Annotated in this window: 24 protein-coding genes and 1 tRNA gene; 15 read left to right on the plus strand and 10 right to left on the minus strand. The window is 37.8% G+C overall.

Annotation, left to right across the window (positions count from 1 at the left end; genetic code table 11):
* Position 1 precedes the first annotated feature (1 nt).
* Genes nuoH through nuoN form a run of 7 tightly spaced genes read left to right on the plus strand, consistent with a single transcriptional unit; the run spans position 2 to position 7,409 of the window.
* On the plus strand, positions 2–994 hold the full coding sequence (gene nuoH / locus JG738_RS01695) for an NADH-quinone oxidoreductase subunit NuoH (RefSeq protein WP_084275244.1): 993 nt from the start codon (positions 2–4) through the stop codon (positions 992–994).
* Positions 995–1,004: 10 nt separating this feature from the next.
* Positions 1,005–1,616: an NADH-quinone oxidoreductase subunit NuoI gene (gene nuoI / locus JG738_RS01700; protein WP_084275245.1), complete on the plus strand. Its 612-nt coding sequence runs from the start codon at positions 1,005–1,007 to the stop codon at positions 1,614–1,616.
* A gap of 12 nt (positions 1,617–1,628) precedes the next feature.
* Positions 1,629–2,189 (plus strand): NADH-quinone oxidoreductase subunit J, encoded by a 561-nt coding sequence (locus tag JG738_RS01705; protein ID WP_201338022.1) that lies wholly within the window; start codon positions 1,629–1,631, stop codon positions 2,187–2,189.
* Positions 2,186–2,488 carry an NADH-quinone oxidoreductase subunit NuoK gene (nuoK, locus tag JG738_RS01710; RefSeq protein WP_084275247.1) on the plus strand — a complete coding sequence of 101 codons (303 nt, stop codon included), beginning with the start codon at positions 2,186–2,188 and terminating at the stop codon, positions 2,486–2,488. The genes JG738_RS01705 and nuoK overlap by 4 nt, the downstream gene beginning before the upstream one ends.
* Positions 2,489–2,497: 9 nt before the next feature.
* The gene (nuoL, locus tag JG738_RS01715) at positions 2,498–4,387 is read left to right on the plus strand and encodes an NADH-quinone oxidoreductase subunit L (RefSeq protein ID WP_201338023.1); all 1,890 of its coding nucleotides are present in this window, start codon (positions 2,498–2,500) and stop codon (positions 4,385–4,387) included.
* Between the two features lie 11 nt (positions 4,388–4,398).
* A complete protein-coding gene (locus JG738_RS01720; protein ID WP_084275249.1) occupies positions 4,399–5,925 on the plus strand; it encodes an NADH-quinone oxidoreductase subunit M in 1,527 nt (508 codons plus the stop codon).
* Positions 5,922–7,409: an NADH-quinone oxidoreductase subunit NuoN gene (gene nuoN / locus JG738_RS01725; protein ID WP_370583669.1), complete on the plus strand. Its 1,488-nt coding sequence runs from the start codon at positions 5,922–5,924 to the stop codon at positions 7,407–7,409. The genes JG738_RS01720 and nuoN overlap by 4 nt, the downstream gene beginning before the upstream one ends.
* Here nuoN and miaA read toward each other — a convergent pair.
* Positions 7,406–8,299: a tRNA (adenosine(37)-N6)-dimethylallyltransferase MiaA gene (gene miaA, locus JG738_RS01730; RefSeq protein WP_201338025.1), complete on the minus strand. Its 894-nt coding sequence runs from the start codon at positions 8,297–8,299 to the stop codon at positions 7,406–7,408. The genes nuoN and miaA overlap by 4 nt on opposite strands.
* A 54-nt stretch (positions 8,300–8,353) precedes the next feature.
* Between miaA and mqnP the strand changes: the two genes are divergently transcribed.
* Complete coding sequence (gene mqnP, locus JG738_RS01735) at positions 8,354–9,211, plus strand: menaquinone biosynthesis prenyltransferase MqnP (protein WP_201338026.1); 858 nt, start codon at positions 8,354–8,356, stop codon at positions 9,209–9,211.
* Here mqnP and JG738_RS01740 read toward each other — a convergent pair.
* Complete coding sequence (locus tag JG738_RS01740) at positions 9,179–9,829, minus strand: phosphoribosyltransferase (RefSeq protein ID WP_201338027.1); 651 nt, start codon at positions 9,827–9,829, stop codon at positions 9,179–9,181. The genes mqnP and JG738_RS01740 overlap by 33 nt on opposite strands.
* Before the next feature lie 52 nt (positions 9,830–9,881).
* Here JG738_RS01740 and JG738_RS01745 point away from each other — a divergent pair.
* From JG738_RS01745 to JG738_RS01760, 4 genes are all read left to right on the plus strand, one after another.
* Positions 9,882–9,958 (plus strand) — tRNA-Arg (locus JG738_RS01745).
* A 46-nt stretch (positions 9,959–10,004) separates the two neighbouring features.
* On the plus strand, positions 10,005–11,081 hold the full coding sequence (gene ispG / locus JG738_RS01750; protein ID WP_255536055.1) for a flavodoxin-dependent (E)-4-hydroxy-3-methylbut-2-enyl-diphosphate synthase: 1,077 nt from the start codon (positions 10,005–10,007) through the stop codon (positions 11,079–11,081).
* Between the two features lie 48 nt (positions 11,082–11,129).
* Complete coding sequence (locus JG738_RS01755) at positions 11,130–12,548, plus strand: replicative DNA helicase (RefSeq protein ID WP_201338029.1); 1,419 nt, start codon at positions 11,130–11,132, stop codon at positions 12,546–12,548.
* Positions 12,548–13,789: a ComEC/Rec2 family competence protein gene (locus JG738_RS01760; protein WP_201338030.1), complete on the plus strand. Its 1,242-nt coding sequence runs from the start codon at positions 12,548–12,550 to the stop codon at positions 13,787–13,789. Before JG738_RS01755 ends, JG738_RS01760 begins: the two co-directional genes overlap by 1 nt.
* On the opposite strand, the gene JG738_RS01765 is transcribed toward JG738_RS01760, so the two are convergent.
* The 3 genes from JG738_RS01765 to JG738_RS01775 all read right to left on the minus strand — a co-directional run bounded on the left by JG738_RS01765 (position 13,715) and on the right by JG738_RS01775 (position 16,663).
* Entirely contained in the window at positions 13,715–14,539 is an 825-nt protein-coding gene (locus tag JG738_RS01765) for a YihY family inner membrane protein (protein WP_236583176.1), read from the minus strand. The genes JG738_RS01760 and JG738_RS01765 overlap by 75 nt on opposite strands.
* 67 nt (positions 14,540–14,606) lie before the next feature.
* Entirely contained in the window at positions 14,607–15,983 is a 1,377-nt protein-coding gene (locus tag JG738_RS01770; protein ID WP_201338031.1) for an FAD-linked oxidase C-terminal domain-containing protein, read from the minus strand.
* Complete coding sequence (locus JG738_RS01775) at positions 15,980–16,663, minus strand: plasminogen-binding N-terminal domain-containing protein (protein ID WP_201338032.1); 684 nt, start codon at positions 16,661–16,663, stop codon at positions 15,980–15,982. The genes JG738_RS01770 and JG738_RS01775 overlap by 4 nt, the downstream gene beginning before the upstream one ends.
* Positions 16,664–16,807: 144 nt before the next feature.
* Here JG738_RS01775 and JG738_RS01780 point away from each other — a divergent pair, with 144 nt between their 5' ends.
* Genes JG738_RS01780 through JG738_RS01790 form a run of 3 tightly spaced genes read left to right on the plus strand, consistent with a single transcriptional unit; the run spans position 16,808 to position 19,869 of the window.
* Positions 16,808–17,980, plus strand: a complete 1,173-nt coding sequence (locus tag JG738_RS01780; RefSeq protein WP_201338033.1) for a peptidoglycan DD-metalloendopeptidase family protein — start codon at positions 16,808–16,810, stop codon at positions 17,978–17,980.
* The gene (gene mgtE / locus JG738_RS01785) at positions 17,967–19,325 is read left to right on the plus strand and encodes a magnesium transporter (RefSeq protein ID WP_201338034.1); all 1,359 of its coding nucleotides are present in this window, start codon (positions 17,967–17,969) and stop codon (positions 19,323–19,325) included. Before JG738_RS01780 ends, mgtE begins: the two co-directional genes overlap by 14 nt.
* A 1-nt stretch (position 19,326) precedes the next feature.
* On the plus strand, positions 19,327–19,869 hold the full coding sequence (locus JG738_RS01790) for an NUDIX hydrolase (RefSeq protein ID WP_201338035.1): 543 nt from the start codon (positions 19,327–19,329) through the stop codon (positions 19,867–19,869).
* 2 nt (positions 19,870–19,871) lie between these two features.
* Here the strand turns inward: JG738_RS01790 and JG738_RS01795 are convergent, their stop codons facing one another.
* From JG738_RS01795 to JG738_RS01815, 5 genes are read right to left on the minus strand one after another with little or no spacing between them, the layout of a single operon-like run.
* Positions 19,872–20,327 carry a globin gene (locus tag JG738_RS01795; RefSeq protein WP_236583177.1) on the minus strand — a complete coding sequence of 152 codons (456 nt, stop codon included), beginning with the start codon at positions 20,325–20,327 and terminating at the stop codon, positions 19,872–19,874.
* Entirely contained in the window at positions 20,299–21,198 is a 900-nt protein-coding gene (locus JG738_RS01800) for a carbon-nitrogen hydrolase (RefSeq protein ID WP_201338037.1), read from the minus strand. Before JG738_RS01800 ends, JG738_RS01795 begins: the two co-directional genes overlap by 29 nt.
* Positions 21,195–22,073 carry a metal ABC transporter permease gene (locus JG738_RS01805; RefSeq protein WP_371815592.1) on the minus strand — a complete coding sequence of 293 codons (879 nt, stop codon included), beginning with the start codon at positions 22,071–22,073 and terminating at the stop codon, positions 21,195–21,197. Before JG738_RS01805 ends, JG738_RS01800 begins: the two co-directional genes overlap by 4 nt.
* Entirely contained in the window at positions 21,979–22,710 is a 732-nt protein-coding gene (locus JG738_RS01810; protein WP_236583179.1) for a metal ABC transporter ATP-binding protein, read from the minus strand. The genes JG738_RS01805 and JG738_RS01810 overlap by 95 nt, the downstream gene beginning before the upstream one ends.
* Positions 22,691–23,533: a metal ABC transporter solute-binding protein, Zn/Mn family gene (locus tag JG738_RS01815; RefSeq protein WP_201338039.1), complete on the minus strand. Its 843-nt coding sequence runs from the start codon at positions 23,531–23,533 to the stop codon at positions 22,691–22,693. Before JG738_RS01815 ends, JG738_RS01810 begins: the two co-directional genes overlap by 20 nt.
* Positions 23,534–23,541 lie beyond the last annotated feature (8 nt).

Genomic DNA, 23,541 nt, shown 5'->3' on the forward strand with positions numbered 1-23,541 from the left:
GATGGAAGGGGCATTTGTAATCGAGACAATAATCAAGATCTTGATTGTTTTAGGACTCTTTTCGGCATTAGCCGGTTTTGGTACCTATGTAGAGCGTAAGGTACTTGCATTTATGCAGCGAAGATTGGGACCTATGCATGTTGGTCCGTATGGTCTTTTGCAGGTATTGGCTGACGGTATCAAACTTTTTACTAAAGAGGACTTTATTCCACAGGGTGCTGTAAAACCGATTTTTATGATTGCACCTGTTATAACAGCTGCTACTGCGTTTATTGCTATGGCAGCAATACCTATGTTTCCAGAATTTACTGTTGGTGGTTATACAGTTAAACCAATTATTTCTGATATAAATGTAGGTTTGCTCTTTGTCTTGGGTGTAATGGCAACAGGCCTTTATGGTCCGCTACTAGCAGGTATGGCTTCTCAGAACAAATGGGGAATACTTGGTGCTGCAAGGACTGCTATTCAGTTTTTGAGTTATGAAGTTGTAACAGGTTTATCTGTCCTTGCACCAGTGATGATAGTTGGATCTCTTTCTTTGATTGATTTTAATAATTATCAAACAGGAGGAGTGAGCAATTGGCTTATCTGGAAGCAGCCAATAGCATTTATTCTCTTTTTGATTGCTGGATTTGCTGAGACCAACAGAACACCTTTTGACTTACTTGAGCATGAAGCAGAAGTGATTTCAGGTTATGCCACAGAGTATAGTGGAATGCGTTGGGGGATGTTTTTTATAGGTGAATATGCAAATATGTTCACGCTTGGATTTCTTGCTAGCCTTATATTCTTAGGAGGATTTAACGATCTTTGGTTTATCCCAGGCGCAATTGCGATTTTATTGAAAGTATTTTTTATATTCTTCTTTTTCTTATGGACGAGAGCTTCTTGGCCACATGTAAGACCAGATCAACTGATGTGGCTATGTTGGAAAGTATTGATGCCTTTGGCTGTTGTAAATGTGGTCATCACTGGTATAGTGATGATGTTTTAAGGGGGAAGTGATGAGTGGATTAGAGCAGTTTAAAGATAGAAATGTTTCGCAAAACTACTATAAAGTCAAAATTGAGCCATATCCAAAAACTGGTTGGGAAAAGTTCAAACGAGTAGTTAAAAGAAGTATAAAATTAGAGCTCTTTGTAGGTTTGAAAATCACATTAATGGAGATGTTGCGATTTAATATCCATACGATTCAATATCCCAAAGAAAAATTACCAATAGGTCCACGCTATAGAGCAGTCCATAAGCTATTGCGACTGCTTGAGAGTGGGACTGAGCGCTGTATTGGATGCGGATTGTGTGAGAAGATCTGTATTGCAAACTGTATTAGAATCGATACAAAAGTAGACGAATTTGGAAGAAAAATTCCTACTGAATATACAATCAATTTTGGACGTTGCATCTTTTGTGGGTATTGCGCAGAAGTGTGCCCAGAGCTTGCAATTGTCCATGGACAAGATTATGAAAATGCAAGTGAACAGCGTGCTCATTTTGCATTAAAAGAGGATATGCTTACACCTCTTGATAAACTTAAAGAACAAAAAGAGTACCCTGGATTTGGTGCGCCTACGCCGGCTGCAGATAAACTTATCAAAAAAACGCCATTAGCGTATTAAAAAGGTATAGAGATGGTTGAAGCAATTGCATTTTATCTTTTTGCAGCGTTGACAATAGTGATGTTTACAATTACTGTCATGACAAAAAATGCTCTCTATGCACTCAGCTCTTTGGCAGCAGGAATGATATTTATATCTGCTTTTTTCTTCTTGCTAGATGCTGATTTTCTTGGAGTTGTACAAATAATTGTTTATAGTGGTGCAGTAATGGCACTTTATGCCTTTGCAATGATGTTTTTTGATACCACGAAAGATGTTAAAGAGAAAAATCCATCTAAAAAGATTGTTTTCTTTCTCAGTGGTATGATTGCTCTATTGCTTGTTATTATTCTCTTAACTCCAATAATATCTGATAAAGTGCAAGCTTTACATCCTATAAGCGATGAGGTAGGCAACGCTGAAGCTGTTGGTATTGTGCTTTTTACAAAGTATCTTGTGCCATTTGAAGTTGCTGCAGTTATGCTCTTAGTTGCAATGATTGCAGGAATTATACTTGCGAGCAAAAGAATGGATGAGAGTATTACACTTAAAATAGATCAAGAGATTGAACAAGATGAAAAGGTTGCTCAATGATTACGCTCACTCACTATTTAGTATTAGCTGCTATACTGTTTTGTATAGCCCTAGTAGGTATATTGCGTAGAAAAAATCTCCTTATGCTTTTTTTTGCTACAGAGATTGCGCTCAATGCCGTAAACATTGCATTGGCTGCTTTTTCTAAATATTATGGGGATTTAACAGGACAGCTTTTTGCCTTTTTTATAATTGCTATTGCGGCAAGTGAAGTAGCAGTAGGACTTGGGCTTTTGATTATCTGGTATAAGCGAAGAAATACGCTTGATCTTGATAGCCTACAATCAATGCATGGATAGGGGACAGGTATGGAGAAATTAGTTTTAACAGCACTCTTTGCGCCGCTTGTTGGCTCTTTGTTTGCAGCAATTTTTGGTGCAAAACCAAAAAAACTTATAACAGGGATAGTGACATCTGGACTGCTTTTTGTCTCACTCATCAGTTCACTCATTCTTCTTGGCCATTTGAGTGAAACAGATGAAGTTATTCATGTAAAACTCTTTGACTGGATAACTGTAGGTTCTCTCAATATTCCTTTTGGTTTTGTAGCGGATCACGTATCGGTCATTATGATGGTGACTGTTACAACAGTATCTGCTCTTGTGCATGTATATTCAATCGGCTATATGGAGCACGACAAAGGTTTTAATCGTTTTTTTAGTTATCTCAGTGCTTTCGTTTTTTCTATGATGGTACTAGTTATGAGTGATAACTTTGCAGGCCTCTTTATTGGCTGGGAAGGTGTTGGACTTTGCTCATGGCTCCTTATCGGATTTTGGTATCACAAGAAAGATGAGTCACGTGATGTCAATCCTTCTATCAGTCCATCGTGGGCTGCGAATGAAGCGTTTATTATGAATAGGATTGCAGATCTTGGTATGCTTATTGGCCTTTTTCTCATTTATTGGAATGTTGGCTCATTGCAATATGATGTAGTATTTGCTCATGTTGATTTGTTTAATGTATCAGTAATTACTCTTATGGGTATCTTCCTCTTTATAGGTGCAATGGGAAAATCTGCCCAATTCCCACTTCATACATGGCTCGCTGATGCTATGGAAGGTCCTACACCAGTCTCTGCACTTATCCATGCTGCTACAATGGTTACAGCGGGTGTCTATCTTGTTGTCCGTGCATTTCCGATATATTCTCAGATACCAGATGTTGGTCTTTTTATCGCAAGTCTCGGCGCTTTTGTAGCAGTATTTGCCGCATCAATGGCATTGGTCAATACAGATCTTAAAAGAATTATTGCATACTCTACACTCTCACAACTTGGCTATATGTTTGTTGCAGCTGGTCTGGGCGCGTACTGGATAGCACTCTTTCACCTTATGACACATGCTTTTTTCAAAGCTTTGCTCTTTTTGGGTGCTGGTAATGTTATGCACGCAATGGATGATGAGCTTAATATCTTTAAAATGGGTGGTCTCCATAAAGTAATGAAATGGACTGCTATATTAATGATAATAGCTTCATTGGCATTAGCAGGTATCTATCCTTTTGCCGGATTCTTTTCAAAAGATAAAATTTTAGAGGTTGCTTTTGATTCACACCACTATATCTTATGGTTTATGCTGTGGTTGGGTGCTGGTATGACAGCATTTTATAGTTTCCGCCTCATTATGCTTGTGTTTTTTGGAGAAGAGCGCTATAAAAAATATGGCTTTCATCCACATGAAGCGCACTGGTATATGTTAGCAGCTATGACACCCCTTGCGATTTTAGCAGTAATTGCTGGCTTTTTTGAAGAGTCTTTTGAAGAGTTTGTTACTAAACTTTTGCCTGAGTACCACTTTCATGTTCATGGTATAGTTACAGTTGCACTCATTGGTGTGACAACTCTCATTGCATTAAGTGGTATTGCTTTTGCTATATATAAATATAGCCATGGTGGATTTAGTGAAAAATGGAAAGAAAATCCGCTATACAAGCTTCTTTATAATCAATACTATATTCCAATTATTTATGAAAAAGTTTTTACACAACCTTATAAAGAGCTCAGTCAAATAGCTTGGAAGCAGCTCGATTTACGTATAGTTGATGCAACAGTCGATTTTATTGCAGCAGTGATATATAAAACAGGTTTTGCAGGCCGTGTTATTCAAAGTGGTAATCTATCCAAAATGCTTCGTTGGATGGTAATAGGTCTGCTTGTGTTGTTGGTATTAGTAATTATTTATAGCCCGGTAAGGTAAGGAGAGAGTTTATGGATCATATTTTATCATTACTGATATTTTTCCCGGCTCTTGCAGGAATGCTGGGATTTGTAGTGAAAAGAGACAATATTAAAGTGTATGGGATTACTGTAGCAGCCATTGAGTTTCTCCTTTCACTTGTTTTATGGTTAAGTTTTGATTACTCTAATGGCGGCTTTCAATTTGCAGAGAGCATACCGCTTGTGCCAGATTATGGAATTAACTACCAATTAGGAGTTGATGGAATCTCACTATTTCTTATTGTTCTTTCAACTTTCATTACGTTGGTAGGGCTTATCTCACTTACAATTGAAAAGAACCTTAAAAATTTAATAATCTCCCTCCTCTTTCTTGAGATGACTATGGTGGGAGTATTTGTTGCACTTGATGCAGTTGTATTTTATGTTTTTTGGGAACTCTCTCTCGTACCAATGCTTTATATCATAGGTTATTGGGGAAGTGAACTGCGTGTGTATGCAGCTATTAAATTTTTCCTCTATACTTTCTTTGGTTCATTAATCATGCTTGTTGGTATGCTTTTTATGGCATATCTCTACTATCTGGCCACTGGCACTATTAGTTTTTCTATTCCAGAGTGGCATAGACTCATTTTGCCATACAATTATCAAATTTGGCTCTTCTTGGCATTTTTCCTTGGAATGGCTATCAAAGTGCCAATGTTTCCATTCCATACTTGGCTTCCATACGCCCATGGACAAGCTCCAACAATAGGTTCAGTAATTTTGGCAGCTGTGCTTTTGAAAATGGGTACTTATGGATTTGTACGATTTTCACTACCACTCTTTCCAGATGCCTCAGTTGCGCTAATTCCAGTGGTTGCATTTTTAGCGATTGTTATGGTTATTTATACAGCAATGGTTGCCTATGCTCAAGAAGATATGAAACAGGTTATTGCATATAGTTCGATTTCTCATATGGGTGTAATTGTTCTTGGTACATTTGCTATGAATGTTGAGGGTATTGCAGGTTCAATATTTCTCATGATCAGTCACGGAATAGTAAGTGGCGCTCTGTTTATGCTCGTAGGAAACATCTATGACAGACGGCATACAAAACTTCTTACTGAATTTGGAGGACTTGCTTCTGTTATGCCAAAATATGCAACTATTTTTGGAATTGTATTGATGGCATCTGTTGGCTTGCCACTTACAATTGGATTCGTTGGTGAATTTTTAAGTCTTATGGGTGTATATAAAATTTCTACTGCTTATGCTTTGCTGGGAGGTACAGGGATTATATTAGGTGCAGCATATATGTTGAGACTTTATAAAATGGCTTTTTTCGGCCCTCTTACAAATGAAAAAAATAGAAATCTCCCAGATCTGAACTGGAAGGAGTTGACATCGCTCGTATCATTAGTGGTTGTTATTGTATGGCTTGGGGTTAATCCAAATCCAGTGTTAAAGCCGATTAATAAAAGTGTAGAAAATATGCTACAACTCATGGAGAAGAAGGCCATAACAAAAGAGGCAAAAGATATTCTTTCTCACAATAAAGTTGAATTGGAGGCAAAATAATGGAGCCCATTACTGTAAGTTTGGAATCTCTCTATCTCCCATCGCTCTTTCCAATGCTTATTGCGATAGCTGGAGGATTGACGATACTCATAGTAGATCTTATCAAAGAAAATCTCCATAAATCGCTCTATGTCATGATAGCAGAGCTTTTTTTAGCACTTGATCTGGGAGCAGTAATAGGACTGCAAATAAATACAAGAGGTTTTTTTGATGTAATGTTTGTCGATGGAATAGCAATTCTATCACAAATAATTATAGTGGTAGCCTCTATGCTTTTTATTCCACTTGCTCTTACATCAAAACGTTTTCATGAGTTTAGTTTGCCTGAATTCTTTGCTCTCTTTTTATTTATGGTTTCAGGTTTTCAATTTATGGTTGCATCTGATAACTTGATTTTAATCTTTGTTGGTTTAGAGACTGCAAGTCTTTCACTCTATACTCTCATTGCATTGCATAACAGAGAAAAATCATTTGAAGCTGCAATTAAATATTTTACTATGGGTGCGTTAGCTGCAGGGTTTTATGCATTTGGAGCGGCCCTGTTTTATGGACTTACTGGGAGTGTTGAGATCTATAAAATTGCTGAGGTGCTGAGTACTAGAGGTTATGAGCCTATTTGGGTTGTTTTGACTGCAGTATCATTTATGATTGCGGCATTAGGTTTTAAGCTCTCTATGGTACCGTTTCATACATGGACGCCAGATGTCTATGAGGGAGCAAGTGCAGCACTTGCAGGGTATATGTCGGTAGTGCCAAAGATTGCCGGTTTTGTTGTTGCAATGAGACTTTTTGAGTTTCTTATCCATAGCGATGTAACATGGGTGAGAGATATTCTCTATCTTGCTGTTGTTGTTACTATGACTTTTGCAAATATTGTTGCACTTGTACAAAAAGATGTAAAACGTATGCTTGCTTATAGCTCAATTAGTCATGCTGGTTTTGTAATGGCTGCAATCATGATAGGTACAACGCAAGCAAACAGTGGTCTCTTTTTGTATTGGATTCTCTTTTTGTTTACAAACCTCGGTGCATTTACAATGCTTTGGATTTCTCGCCACAAGAAAAATATATGGGATACGAGATTTGATCATCCGTATGAAAAATTTTCTGGTCTTGTACAGATAATGCCAGTTGCAGCTACAATAATGGCAATTTTTATGTTAAGTCTTGCGGGTGTTCCACCTTTTAGCCTCTTTTGGGGTAAACTCTATATCATGGGTGCAGCAGTAAATGCAGGATACATAATTTTAGCAATTATTATGGCTATCAATAGTGCTATCAGTGCATACTACTATTTAAAACTTATTGTTTATATGTTTATGAGAGATCCTATTGACGGAAAGCAAGTTATTTACTTTAAAAATACTTCTCTTTCACTCAAAACTATTGTAGGTATCTCTGCGACATTTACTATACTCTCTTCATTTTTTATCTCGCCTATTCTTGGCTATATTACACAAATTGTAAGAGTTAGCGGCTTTTAAGCTAACTCTTCTTCTAACTTCTTTTTTAGATTATCCAGAGGAAGAGATAATTTATCCGCAAATTGTGTTTTATTGAATGTTTGTTGCCTCTTTGCTAGCTGACTTGTATGAACATTAATACTATGTACCAATTCTTCAATTGATTTAATTTTTCCATCGAGGTATGCAAGTGTCTCTTTGATCCCTATTGCTTTCATAGGATTTGGTGCTCTTGTGTATTTTTTTTCAAGATAACAAATTTCATCAATGAGTCCCAATCGAAGCATAGCTTCTGTTCGTGTAGCTATGCGTTTGCGTAAAATATCTCTTTGTATTATTATTTCATATATTTTTACATCTGCAATTTTTTGCGGGGGATGTTGTAAAAAATATTCAGTTGGTTTCATCCCTGTTGCAAAGTAAATTTGTAGTCCCTTGAGGATTCGATACCTATCTCTTTGTGTTATTTTCTTTGCATAAGCAGGATCAATATTTTGCAAAAACTGGTATGCATCTGCTATATCAGTAAGCATTTTTTCACATTTTTCTGTAGTTGCTTTATCGCATTCTGGCAATGGCGAAAGCCCAGTGATGAGTGTTTTGAGATAAAAACTACTTCCTCCAACTATAATGAGATTTTTGCTCTCTTTTTCACATGTTTGTTTAGCTTCCATGTAAATTCTTAAAAATTGCTCTACATTAAAATGCTTATCTACGCTGCATACATCAATCCCGAAATGCTTGATCTTCCTTAGTTCCTCTTTTGAAGGTTTTGCAGAAACAATATCTATTTCCTGATAAATAGAGAGACTATCTACTGAAAGTATATTTGCATTAAATTTGCTTGCTAGCTCTATTGCAAGTGAGCTTTTACCACTAGCGGTAGGTCCAATAATTGCTATCTCTTTCATAAAGAAATTATACTAGTTTTTGTATAATTGCAAAACTTTTACAAGAGGTAGTAAATGAACAAATTGCGTAAGATTCTTTCCGATTTTAATGAATTTGTTATGTTTAAGCACACAATATTTAGCCTTCCATTTATTTTTATTGCAATGATTGTGGCAGCTGATGGCTGGTTTGGTTGGAGACTCTTTTTCTTAGGCCTCTTAGCAGCAGTTTTTGCAAGAAATTTTGCAATGGGTGTGAATCGCTACCTCGATCGTGACATTGACAGACTCAATCCACGCACTGCAAATAGGCCAAGTGTTGATGGAAGAATACCAGAGAAGGTACAAATTCTTTTTATTGTGGCTAATGCAATAGGATTTATCATTACTGCTTTTTTTATCAATACACTTGCCTTCGTACTCTCTCCACTCTTTTTACTCATTTTAGGTGGATACAGCTACTTTAAGCGTTTTAGCGAGTTGGCACACTTAGTTTTAGGTGTAGCTCTTGGTCTTGCTCCAATTGCTGGTGTTATAGCTGTAAAAGGGGCAATTACGCTTTGGAGTATATTTTTATCACTTGGTGTTATCTTTTGGGTTGCTGGATTTGATCTTCTCTACTCTTTGCAAGATATGGAGTTTGACAAGCAAAAGGGACTCTATTCTATCCCATCACGCTATGGAGCTGCATGTACACTCTTTATTGCAAAAATTTTTCATGCCCTTACAATTCTCTTTTGGCTATTTTTTGTTATAGAAGCTCACCTTGGCTTTTTTGCATACAGTGCAGTAGTAGTAGCAGCTGGTATGCTCACTTATGAACATAAAATTGTAGATAAAGATTTTACAAAAATAGATAGAGCTTTTTTTACCGTCAATGGCTATTTAGGTATCATCTTTTTACTTTTTATTATTGTGGATGAAATTTTCTAAATCTTCTAAAATTGCAAGCACCTCTTCATCACTCACATCGTACCAGTTGCGATATGCATCTGCAACAGCATAAAATGGTGATGGAGTGTAGAGAGCAATTACTTCATCTGCAATCTCTTGCAAATACGATACAATTTGGGGAGAGGCTGTAGGTACAGCTACGACTATTTTTTTCGGTGAGAGCTTTTTAAGCATAGAAATAGCAGCAATCATAGTCGATCCCATAGCGATACCATCGTCAACCAAAATTACAATTTTATCTTTTATATTTTTGAGTTTTCTTCCACCGCGCAAAACTGTGATGCGGTGCTGAATCTCTCTTGCTTGACGTGCAATTTCTCTTTCTATATCCTTTTGCGTAACGCCATCAAGAGCATATTCGTTAATATAGACTGTCCCATCTTCACAAAGAGCTCCATAGCCACTCTCAGTGGTATAAGGATATTGCAGCTTTCTGCACATTATAAGATCAAAATCACTATGGAGATACTTTGCAACTTCAGCTCCCACTTCTACGCCACCTCTTGGAATTGCCAAGACAATCACATCGTCTCTGTTTTTATATTTTTCGAGTGTAAGGGCTAGCTTTCTACCGGCATCTTTTCTGTCATAAAACATACTCTTCTCCATTTGCATTTTTTTTATTATATGATATAATTCCACAAAATTTGCGCCCGTAGCTCAGCTGGATAGAGCATCAGATTGCGGTTCTGAAGGCCCCAGGTTCGAATCCTGGCGGGCGCGCCACTAATACCTCCTAAAAACTTGCACAAAATCCTCAAGCTCTGTATAATTGCCAAAAAAGAACGAGGAAAAGATGCAGCGCTATCCTACAAAAAAGATCTACGTTGGTGATGTAGCAGTTGGAGGAGATGCTCCAATTTCTGTACAATCAATGACCTTTAGTCGTACAGCTGATGTAGAAGCAACAGTAGAGCAGATAAAAAGACTGCACTTTGCAGGGGCTGATATTGTTCGTGTAGCGGTTCCAGAAGAAGAGGATGCAAAAGCCCTCAAAGAGATTAAGCGACGAATCTCCTTGCCTCTTGTAGCAGATATCCATTTTAACTATCGCCTTGCTCTCATTGCAGCAGAAGTAGTAGACTGCATTCGTATTAACCCCGGCAATATTGGAAGTAAAGAGCGCATTAAAGAGGTTGTAAAAGCCTGTAAAGAGAGAAATATTCCTATACGCATAGGAGTTAATGCAGGAAGCCTTGAAAAAGAGATAGAAGCAAAGTATGGTGCTACAAGTGAGGCTATGGTGCAAAGTGCTCTCTATCATATCAAACTTCTAGAAGATCTCGATTTTACAGATATTAAAGTAAGCATGAAAGCGAGTGATGTAGAGCGCACAGTCGAAGCATATAGAAAATTGCGCCCACTTGTGCCATACCCTTTTCATCTTGGTGTTACAGAGGCTGGAACAGTCTTTCATGCGACTATTAAATCAGCTATTGGGATAGGAGCCTTACTTCTTGATGGTATAGGTGATACTATACGCGTATCGATTACAGGAGAGCTAGAAAAAGAGATAGAGGTTGGTCGAGCTATCATAAAAGATGCAGGGAGATCAAAAGAGGGTATCAATATCATTAGCTGTCCTACATGCGGTCGCATAGAAGCAGATCTTGTTAAAGCAGTTGCAGAAGTAGAGAAACGCATTAAACATATCAAAAAGCCACTTAATGTATCAGTAATGGGGTGTGTGGTCAATGCTATTGGAGAGGCTAAGCATGCAGACGTTGCAATAGCCTATGGAAAAGGCAGCGGTCTTATTATGGTAAAGGGAGAGGTTGTGGCAAAACTTCCTGAAGAAAAACTGGTAGAGAGGTTTATTCAGGAAGTAGAAAAAGCAGCAAAAGAGTAATGAGAATTTAACTTTTTTGAAGTATAATGAAATAAAAAAGAGGTAGCATTGGAAGCACATCTATATAATCTCAATATAGAGCGAGCGGTTTTGAGCTCTATTCTCTTTGATCCAAGAATCTTTGAAGAGGTAGCATCAGTATTACAGCCGAAAGATTTTTATCACCCTTTTCATCAAAAGCTCTTTGAAGCGATGTTAGCTCTAGCAAATGAGGATCAACCCCTTGATGAAGAGTTTCTCAAAGAGAAGTTGGAGCTACAAAAGAGTTTTGATGAAGCTGCATTTTTAGATATTTTAGCTGCAAATCCCCTCTCAAACACCGCCTCTTATGTAAAAGAGATCAAAGAGAAAGCTTTAAAGCGAGAACTTGTACATCTCACTACTGACATAAAAAAAGTTACAGTTGAGCAAGATCTTCCTGTAGCTGATGTGATTGATGAAATACAGTCAAAACTTTATAAAATTACTACAGAAACAAGCTCACAAGATTTCAAAAGCTCCGATGAGGTAATGTATGATACTCTCCAACATCTTTTAAGAATGAAAGAGAAGGGTAACTCCATTCTCATTGGTCTTGATACAGGTTTTCATGATCTTAACATAAAGACAGCGGGATTTAATCCAGGGGATCTTATCATCATAGCAGCCCGTCCTTCGATGGGAAAAACTGCGTTTGCTCTCAATTTAGCCCAAGCTGTGCTGGATCAAAATAAAGGAGTGGTAATATTTTCGCTTGAGATGCCAGCAGAGCAGTTGATGCTGAGGATGCTCAGTGCTAAAGCTTCAATCCCACTGCAAAGACTGCGTGTTGCAAATCTCAACGATATTGAGTGGAATGAGATTAGTAGATTGAGTGATTACTATGAGAAAAAGAAGCTTTTTATAGATGATGAAGGTAATCTCAATGTACATCAATTAAGAGCAAAGCTGCGAAAACTCAAATCCCAACATCCTGAGATTGAGCTAGCAATTATTGACTATATGCAGCTCATGAGCGGAAGTGGAACTAAAGATAGGCATCTAGAAATTAGTGAAATTAGTAGAAGTCTCAAACTCCTTGCAAGAGAATTACAAATTCCAATTATTGCCCTTTCACAGCTGAATCGTTCTCTTGAGAGCCGCGTTGATAAACGGCCAATGTTGAGTGATTTAAGAGAGTCTGGTGCTATTGAGCAAGATGCAGATGTGATTTTGTTTGTGTATCGTGATGATGTGTATAAAATCAAAGAGGCAAAGCAGAAGATGAAAGAGGCGCAAGCAAGAGGTGAGCTATTAGATATTAAAATAGAAGAAAAAAGGGTAGAAGAGGCTGAAATCATTATAGGGAAGCAGCGAAATGGCCCTACAGGGGTAGTGAAACTATGGTTCCATAAAGATTACGTCAAATTTGCCGAGGAGGCTGCTGAGACAATTAGAGAGTATGACACAAGAGAAAGTACTATAGAAATTCCAGACAATATCGTTTGATGCTTGCATCTGCCCCTCTCTTTTCCAATATCTCTCAGCGTCTCATTGCCTTTTTCCTTATATTTTTACTTTTTTGCTTCAATCTTTTTTGGGAGTATCGCCAGTACAATGAGATTTTTTCCAAAAAACGCTATTTTACACCTGCTACTGTGAAAAACCAGTATACAAAAGGCAAAAAGCAGGTGCTCAAACTGCAAAGTTTGGATGGATTTACATTTTATACGACAAGTTATGAAAAGTTGTGCGATTTGCGCGATAGAAAAGTGAAAGTTCTACTTTTTCCCTCTAAAAAGCGTGTCTCATTTATACAGTTTCTTCACAATTTTTATATTCCAGCATATATTATGGCTGTTTTGCCAAAAGATACCTTTTTAAAGCTAAAAGATTTTATAGTTCAGCAGCATAGCTCAAAAATAGCAAAAGAGATTTTTGGAGCACTCTTTTTAGCTACAGCTCTTGATTACAATACTAGGCAAAAACTCTCCTCTTTTGGTATAAGTCATCTTGTAGCAATTAGCGGTTTTCATATTGGTTTTCTTGTTGCCATTATAGTGACAATTTTTCTCTTTTTATTTCGCAGTATATGGCAACGATTTTTGCCTCATCGCAATATCTACACTTTTGCTACACTCTTAGCGCTCTTTGTTGCTGGTGGCTACTTTTTGCTTCTAGGCAATCTTCCATCAGTAACTCGAGCATTAATTATGGCGATCGTGGGATTTATTCTTTTTGATAGGCATATAAAACTTCTTAGTTTTGAGACGCTGTTTTGGATTGTGCTCATTGTCCTAGCACTTTTTCCAAGGTTTCTTTTTAGCTACGGTTTTTGGCTCTCTGTGAGTGGAGTTTATATGATATATCTCTTTTTGTATCATGTGAAAATTCGTTCACCTTTACTACTTTTTATAGCACTCAATTTTTGGGTATTTTGGTTTATGTTGCCTCTAAGTTTAGCTATTTTTGGGCAGTTTTCTCCTTTGCAGCTCCTCTCGCCACTTCTTAGTATGGCTTTTGCAGTTTTCTATCCTTTGGCTCTATTGTTGCATATAATCGGTATTGGCGGAAGTTTGGATTGGATGCTATATTTTTTAGAGAGTGATGTTACATCTTTTAGAGTTGATGTACCATTATGGCAAACTGCACTCTTTCTTCTTTTGACACTACTATCAATTTATAGGCGTGCATTTATCTGGGGAGCTGCTTTGAGTGTGGGGCTGATTCTTGTTTATCAGATAGCATAGTTTGAGTCCATAGAGAAAAATAATCCAAGAGATATAGATCCACAAAAAGAAAAAGAGGATTGCACTAAAAGATCCATAAATTGTCGCGTATGTTTTATTGTGTATGACATAGTAGACAAAGAGATTTTTACTGATATCCCAGATAAGTGAAGCTATAAATGAAGATACAAAAGCTGCCTTAAAACTAATAAGAGCAGTAGATGAGATTTTATATGTAAGAAAGAAGATTATCCAGATAATAAGATAGGGAAAGATTGTTAAAAAATCGATCCAACTAGTATAGCTGGTACTATTAAGCAGCGCTTGGAGTTTGCTAGAGAGAAAAAATGAAAGGGCTAATCCAATAGGGGCTAATGTCATGAGTGTCCAGTAAATTGTCAAAGAGCTCCAAAAACCGCGTGGTTTGGATTTGAATATTTTATTTACAATATATTCGTAGTTTTGAAAAAACATAATTGAGGCAAAGAGAATAAAGACAAATCCTATAAAGCCTAGCTTTGAGCTGTTTTGCAAAAAAGTATCGATATGTTGGGTAATTGCTTCTTGCTGTGTTGGGATGAGGCTAGAGAAAATAAACTCTTTGATTTTTCCGTAGTGTTTTTCAAAACTAGGCAAACGTATAAAGATAGAAAATGAAACAAGCAGGAGTGGAATAATGGAAAAAATGGTATGGAAACTCAAAGAGGAGGCGTACATTGTGATATCAGGATCGTAAAGTGATTGAAAAAATTTTTTGCTTTTTTGAATCATGAAGTTCCCTTTTTACTGCGGGCAGAATGCTTTAATTGAGAGAGTGCTAGAAGCACTCTCATATTGGCTATAGTCCCATCTTACCAGGATTGAGAATATTGTTGGGATCAAATGCCTCTTTGATGCGGCGAAAGAGACCCAGCTCAGCTTCGCTAAAGGCCATCTTCATAAAAGGAGCTTTGCTCAGTCCTATACCGTGCTCTCCGCTTAAAGTACCTCCAATATCAATAGTCATTTGAAATATCTCTTCAATCGCTTTATAGCCAATCTCCACTTGCTTAGGATCGCTTCCATCAACCATGACATTAGTATGCACGTTACCATCACCAGTGTGACCAAAACATGGAATTTTTACATTATACTTTTTACTAATTTTTTCAACCTCTTCAAGATAGCGGGGAAGCTCGCTTCTTGGTACCGTTACATCTTCGTTTATTTTTTTACTTCCATAGATAGTGATACTTTGGCTCGCATTGCGCCTTGCAAACCAGATATCAGCTGCCTCTTTCTCATCTTTTGCTATGCGAAATTCAGTTGCGCCATTCTCTTTGAAAAATTTTTCAAGCAGTCCTATTTGGTAGTCGATCTCCTCTTCCACGTTTCCGTCGATATCACTGATAAGGATTGCTCCAGCTTCTACTGGCAAGCCTTTGTGAAACTTCTCTTCAACTGCACGGATTGTGAGATTATCCAAAAATTCCATAGCAACAGGGTTTGCGCCACCTGCTAAAGATTTATAGACGGCATTCATCGCTGCAGTAACTGTAGGAAAAACGCCCATGACAGTTTTAGTAAGTTTTGGTTTGGAAAGGAGTTTGAGGGTAATTTCGGTAATAACTGCCAATGTCCCTTCACTAGCAATGAGAATACCAGGAATGTTGTAGCCTGCTACATCTTTGATAGTTCTTTTACCAGCTCTTATAATATCCCCATTTGGCAAAACGGCACGCAGTGCCATAACATAATCTTTGGTGATACCGTATTTTGCTGCGCGCATACCTCCAGCGTTTTCAGCTACGTTGCCTCCAAGAGTTGAGTAGTCTTGGCTTGCAGGATCTGGTGGGTAGAAGAGTCCATGCTTTTCTACTTCCCGCTGGAGATCTTTATTGATGACGCCAGGTTGCACTACTGCTACCATATTTTTGGTATCAATCTCTAAAATTTTATTCATATACTTTTCAACTGCTAGCACAATACCACCACCTACAGGAAGAGCCCCGCCTGTAAAACCGCTGCCAGCGCCTCTTGGCACTACTGGAATCTTATGCTCATTACAGTAGCGCAAAATTTTACTTACATCTTCCTCATCTTTTGGGAAAACTACAACATCAGGCTCAAAATGCTCTCGCGTAGCATCATAGGAGTAGGCAAGTCTATGGGGTTTATCTGCTTTCACATTTTCTTGACCTATAAGATTTTGCAGTGCCTTGATATGTTTTTTCATCTCTTCTCCAACAGTTTTTTATAGTAGCTGTAGTAGTTGTCAATCTCTTTTGTTCCAAAAAAATCGAATATTGATGTCTCTATCTCCTTAATTCTTGAGTAAAAAGGGAGTTTGACTTTTTTACTACGGCTATATAGAGGTAATGCATCTATTTTTTCAAAGCTATAGCAATCAACTATTGCTACTTCATCTTTAAGAGCCAAATAAATTTTTGCGAGGGCATATTTATTGCAAAAATTTTTAAAATCTTCATAACTTGGTGCTGGATGTTTGGCTTTTGAGAGTTCTGTTGCAAAGAGATCTGGATGGAGAATCTCCTCCTGCACCTCTTTTGCTATTTGCTGGTAGGTAGTAAGATTAGGTGCGATAATAGTAGCTCTATCGTAGAGGTATCCTAGTATCACTTCATCACTAGAAGCTGGCAGTGTTTTTGGTTTAGGAAGAGCCTCTTGTGCTAGTGCATCAAAGACTTCAAAACGGATCTGATTACTCTTTTCAAGAATAGCGCGTGCAACTATACTTGCATGACTTTTATCATAGTGGTGAACAACAATCCCACTCGTGCCCGTTGGAAGTGCCACAGGCTCAATGATACCTCGATTTTTCTCTACTTTGACAAGTGTAGTGGTTTGTGCATATAAAACAAGAGCTGTAAAAGCAAAAAAAAGTATACGTATCAAAAGAGATCTCCTTTTATGAATTTGTATAATAATACCAAACTTTTATAAAATCTAGCTAGCAATTGCAACTAAAGTATCTCTATATTAAGCCTTTTTTAGATAAAATTAAACCCTTTTTACACCATCATAAGGGATTTTTTTGCGATGAGGATTTTGCTGGCATTGCTCATAGCATTGATACTGCAAGCAGATACTGTACAAGAGGCAATTTGGCAAAAGGGCGAGACTCTTTTGAGTTTTTTTGCCAAGCATGGGATCGATGCGAGCTTGTACTACAATCTTGATAGAGAAGATAAAGAGCTAGCAGATGAGATCCATGCTGGCGTAAAATATTTTGTAGTAAATGATACCAATAGCAGTGCCATTAAACATCTTCTCATTCCAATAAATGAAGAGTTGCAGATCCATATCTACAAAGATGATACCGGCTATAAGTTGGAGTTTTTGCCAATTTTCTATCAAAATTTTCGTGATAGATTCAGTCTTGCAATTCAGAGCAATCCCTATAGCGAGATCCTTAAAGCAACAAAAAATCTGCGTTTAGCGCACGAATTTGTTGCAGCTTTTAAAAATAGTCTCGATTTTACTCACTCGATTCGCAAAAATGATGCTCTGGCTATTATCTATGAGCAAAAAGTGCGATTAGGGGAGCTCTTTGGGATGCCTGTGATTAAGGCTGCTTTAGTAGAGACAAGAGGAAAGAAAAACTATGTTTTTAATTACAATGGAAGATATTATGACCAAAATGGTAAAGAGCTTGAGAGCTTTTTACTCAAGCGTCCTGTGCGCCATGCACGTATAACTTCACGTTTTACGCTTCGTAGATGGCATCCAATACTACATCGCTATAGAGCGCATCTTGGTGTGGATTTTGGAGCAAGGCGGGGAACTCCTGTGATGGCTGCTGGCAGTGGAAGAGTAGTATTTGCTGGGCGTAAGGGTGGATATGGCAATGTAATCATTATTGCCCATAGAGATGGGTATAAAACACTCTATGCTCATCTATCAAAATTTCGCAGGAATATTCGTGCTGGAAAATATGTAAAGCAAGGACAGATTATTGGATATGTGGGAAGTACGGGGCTGAGTACTGGACCACATCTGCACTTTGGGCTCTATAAAAATGGTAGAGCTATAAATCCTCTCAAAGTGGTACGTATCACCAAAAGTAGGCTAAGTGGCGAAGAGCTGAGGAAATTTAAAAAGATTGTCAATAGATATAAAGAGGAGCTCAATGAGCTTGTACAAAAAAGAGAGAAACCAAAAATTTTAGAAGTGCTTAAAAGTATAGAAGGAGGGGATAATGCAAAAGGATGAGGTACTAAAAATTCGACATATTTTAGAAACAGAGCTCAAAAGCGGTGAAATTACTCTCCACCCTTCTGAAATAGCAGCATTTCTCAAATATCTCTATAGTGAGAATAAAGAGGAGTTTTTTGCGATTTTACGCAAACTTCCAGAAGAGGTGCTTGGTGAAGTACTCTTAGAGCTTCCAGAATCGATTAAAGATGAAGCTATCGAGCAGCTTTCAGTCAAAAAGCTCGCAAAAGCGGTAGAAGAGCTTGATAGTGATGATGCGGTGGATTTAGTTAAAGATATTGAAGATATAGATAGTGATTTAGAGCAAAAAGTCTTACAAAATATCGATAAAGAGTATAAAGAAGAGATTGAGACTCTCAGCTCTTATGATGAATCTACCGCCGGTGCATATATGCAAACGGAGGTATTTAAAGCTTATGTAGATGAAAAGGTAAAAGATGCAATTGAGAGACTCAGAAAGCTTAAGGCTGAGGGTGAAGTGTCAAATATTCACCAAGTATATGTAGTTGACAAAGATGAGAAACTCAAAGCAATTATTCCTTTAGAAGATCTTATTCTTTACGATTTTAATGCCAAATTTGCAGACATTATTCATGAAAAAAAGTATGAACCTATTACTGTGCATGTAAATGAACCCGTGGCTGAATTTATTAAGAAGTTTGAAGATTATGACTTGGCTGTTGTGGCAGTAGTTGATGATGAAGGAAGATTGCTAGGGCGTATCACATCGGATGATGTTATAGATTTGATCGAAGAGCAAGCAACAGAGCAGATCTACAACCTTGCAGGTCTTGAAGAGGAAGCAGAAGAGGAAGAGGATATTAAAGAGGTAACAAAAAAGAGAGCTTGGTGGCTTCTAATAAACCTAGGTACTGCGATACTTGCCTCTTTTGTGATCGGGCTTTTTGATGAGACGATCCAAAAATATGTAGCTCTTGCAGTATTGATGCCAATAGTAGCTTCTATGGGAGGGAATGCTGGAACGCAAACACTCACAGTAGTTGTACGTAAACTTGCCCTTGGGGAGATTGACTGGCAAAACGCAAAAAAGGCGCTTATGAAGGAGACGTTAGTTTCATTGTTAAATGGACTCATTTTTGCTGTTATTATGGGAGCGATTGCATGGATATGGTTTGGTAATCATCTTTTAGGTGTTGTCATTGCTCTTGCAATGATTATCAATCTTTTGGCAGCTGGATTTTTTGGTGCAGTTATTCCGCTGTTTCTCAAAAAAGTTGGGCAAGATCCTGCAGTGGGGAGTAGTGTATTACTGACAACTGTCACAGATGTTGTGGGATTTTTTGCATTTTTGGGACTTGCAAAAGTTATGTTGGTACACTAAGATGATAAAAGAGATTAGAGTTTTAAAAGATCCAAAATATATAGAGCCAGTAGAAATTATTTATGAGCAAAATACAAAGACAAAGCGGTGGGAAGCAGTAAAAGCACATGATAGTGTAGCTGTATTGCTCTATCATCCACAAAAAGATGTATTTGTGCTTGTCAAGCAGTTTCGGCCGGCTCTTTATATGCAGCACGGCTTTGAGTTTAGTTATGAATTGTGTGCTGGTATAGTAGATAAAGAGAAAAGCTTGGAGCAGATAGCTATTGAAGAGGTAGAAGAAGAGACTGGCTACCAGGTAGAAAAAATTGAAAAAATTACTTCATTTTTTACTTCAGTAGGCTTTGCTGGATCGAAGCAGACTCTCTACTACGCAGAAGTGACTACACAGATAGCAGATGGTGGTGGTATAGATGATGAGGTGATAGAGGTAGTCTATCTTCCCGTAGCAAAAGCGCGAGAATTTATGTATGATGAGAGCAAGCCAAAGACGCCAGGTCTTCTTTTTGCTCTTTGTTGGTGGTTTGAACGAAACTCTCAATAGGCCTAGACATATTTATAGAGCTCACTGGAGCGATTTACCATAAGCTTGGAAAAGTTATCTACATAATCCCAAAATGCTTGCTTGAGTTCTTTTGGAATATCAAGCTCTTCAAGTGTCTCCATCATAGTTCCTAGCCATTCGATTCTGGCTTTTTCATCAATTGAAAAATTTTTGTGAAATTCGATCATGTATTCATTGAGGTCTTTGTCACTTGCACCTTCATAAAGCTTTGGCCCTCCACAAATAGCTATGAAAAAGAGTGTATTTTTCTCTTTGACTTTTGCAAACTCCTCCTCATCTTGTGGGAAAAAGTGGGCAATTTCACTCTCATAAATCTTATCATAGAAGCTATACATAAAATCTTTCATCCCATCTACTCCACCAACTGCTTCAAAAAACTCATAAGGTGGATTTTTATATGTTACTTTTTCATTTTCTCTTATTGGACTTATTTTCAATACTACTCCTTTGGCAAAATCTTTGTAATAGACACTCATAGGCTTCAATCCTACGATCGCGTAAAAATGGCCAGATATCACGTACCTCTTTTGTACGGTTAATATCAATTTCGCATATTAACGCTTGTTCACTTTTGTTATCTCCTCGTATGATAAACTCTCCTTGTGGACCACACACAAAGCTATTGCCCCAAAATCGAATGCCTTTGAGACATCCACTCAGATCCTCTTCAAATCCTACACGGTTGACACTAATAAGTGGCAATCCATTTGCAATAGCATGAGAGCGCTGAATAGTTATCCAAGCATCTAGTTGGCGATTTTTTTCATCTTCACTATCTTCATCGAACCATCCAATAGCTGTTGGGTAGATAAGGATCTCTGCACCTTTGAGTGCCATTATCCTTGCAGCCTCAGGATACCATTGATCCCAACAAACCAGTACCCCCAATCTTCCAACTGAAGTGTCAATTGGCTCAAATCCAAGATCTCCAGGAGTAAAATAAAATTTCTCATAAAATCCGGGATCATCTGGAATATGCATTTTGCGATATATCCCCGCTATTTTTCCTTTATCAAAAACCACTGCAGTATTATGGTAAAGTCCTGGAGCTCTCTTTTCAAAAAGACTTGTGACCAGTACAATACTTTTTTCTTCACTGACCCATCGCCAAAACTCTACATCGGCAGCAAACTCTTCTGCTAAAGCAAAGTTTTGTGTATCTTCACTTTGACAAAAATATGGTCCTTGATGAAGCTCTTGGAGCACGACAAGCTCTGCATCACTAGCTGTATCAATGAGTTCTAAACTTTTTTTGATAGTACCCTCTTTCGTTTTATGAAAACGTTGTTGTATCAAGGCCACTTTCACTGTTTTATCCTTATGAATGTTAGTATAAAAAGAACTCCAGCAATAATTATAATCGAGGCAGTTGCTGAAATATTGAGGGATGAGGCTACAAAGAGACCTATGCACATGATGATAAAGCTAATTATACCAGCTACAATCATCATAGATATAAAGTTTTTTGTATACTTTTCTGCAATATAGGGTGGAATACTAAACAGTGCTATTACTAGAATAAGCCCAATGGATCGTATACTCATCACAACTGTGAGGGCAATGAGTATGAGAGTGAGAGTGTGTATGAGTTTGACATTGAGTCCGCGTGTAAGTGCAAACTCTTTATCGTATGCAACTGCAAGGATATGGTGATAAAAAATACTCAAATATAGTAGTAACACTAGATCTACCCCAGCCATAAAAAAGAGATCGCTTTTTGGAATGAGGAGAATATTACCAAATAAAAAAGCAAGCAGATCTACATTGTAACCAGGAGTAAGATCAATAAAAATAATGCCTATACTCATTCCTACAGCCCATAAAACTCCAATTAAAATATCTGTGCGGCGGTTTTCTTTGTAGGTTATATAGGCAAGCAGCAGCGCCAAAGCAACTGCAAAGAGTGTCGCTCCCAGAACTACTCCAATACCAAGATAAATAGCCATACCGACGCCACCATAGCTACCATGAGCGATACTTGCGGCTAAGTAGTTGTAGCGGTTGATGAGCATAATGGAGCCTATTATTGCAATGGAGATTGCAAGAAGAGCAGCTGCAAGAAAAGAGTTTGCAAAGAAAGTAAGGGTCTCAATCATGTTCACACGCCTTTTTAAGCTCTTCAAAAAGCTCCATTTCACAAAAGTGGCCTTCTCTTTTTTGGATATTGAGCTTGAGATTATCATGGATATAGAGTGTGCGATTGATGTAGAGTACCCGGTCTACACCTTCGAGCAAAATATTGACATCATGGCTTACAACAAGTCTTGTAATGGATAGATTTCGCAAAATTTCATAAATCTCTTTTTGTGCTTCAATATCTACTGCTGCAGTTGGTTCATCGAGGATTAAAATTTTTGGTTTTGTAATAAGAGCGCGTGCAAGGAGCACCCGCTGTCTCTGTCCGCCTGAGAGGGTGCCTATCTTTTTATGAAGCAGATGGGCAATATTGAGTTTTTGAGCAATTTCATCCAATAGTGTAAGGTCATTTTTATCAAAACGAAACTTCTTTGCACTCAGTCTTCCTTGCAAGATGATTTCCTTTGCTTGCAAGGGCATATCGAGATTGAAGTTTGTCTGTTGTGGTAGATAGCCAATGAGGTTTTTTGCTTGAGATGGCTCCTTTCCATAAATGGAGATTTTGCCTTTTTGAGGTTGCAAGAGCCCTAGGAGGAGCTTGAGAAAAGTTGTCTTCCCACCACCATTTGGCCCAATAATTGCAATATAATCTTTATCATGGATTGTGAGGTTAATATTTTCTAAGACATACTCTTTGTCATAAGCAAAGTAGAGTCCATCTACCTCAATCGCCGGCAATTGCACGCGCTACCTTTAGTATATTGCTCTCCCAATCATATGCAAGGGGATCGATGACTTTTACCTGAGCGCCAATCTTTTGTGCTAGAAATTGGGCGCTTTTTTTTGGAAATTGTGGCTCGATAAAGATTGTCTTAATGCCAAGTGCTTTTGCCTTTTTGGCTAATTGTATGAGATCTTGCATTTTTGGCTCTTTTCCCTCTTTTTCGATTGCAAGTTGTTTTAAACCATAACTTCTAGCAAAGTAGCCAAAAGAGGGGTGATAGACTAAAAAAGCTTTTGATTTTTTTTGCAAAAGCAAAGAATAGATTTTGGAATCAATCTCTATAGTTTTTTGGGCAAATTTTTGATAGTTTGTGAGAAAGAATTCCTTTTTATTAGGCTCAAGTTTTAGAAGTTCATCAAGCATTGCTCTAGCAATAAGGGGTACGAGATTTGGTGCTAACCATATATGGGGATCGAGACTCTTTTCATGCTCATGGTGTTCATCATGTTCATGGTGGTGATGATGTGCTAGGGGATAGTGGCGGATATATTTGCCAGAGTCTATGAAACGAAGCTTGGGATTTGCAGCTTCTATGCGTTCTCTCCATGCCTTTTCAAAAGGAACACCAATTGTAAAATAGCATTTTACTTTTTTGATTTTTTTTATTTGAGAGGGCTTGAGAGAATATGTGGCAGGGCTTGCCCCTGGGGATATAAGTACTTCTATATCAAAACTATCCTTTGCAATCTGCTCTAAAAAATATTTTTGCGGTAAGATTGAGACAAGTATCGTATCTTTGGCAAAAAGAAGCGTAGTGAAAAAGATAAAAAGCAAAAAGCGCACATATACTC

Origin of the sequence: Nitratiruptor sp. YY08-26, assembly GCF_016593215.1 — a bacterium.
GTDB lineage: Bacteria > Campylobacterota > Campylobacteria > Campylobacterales > Nitratiruptoraceae > Nitratiruptor > Nitratiruptor tergarcus.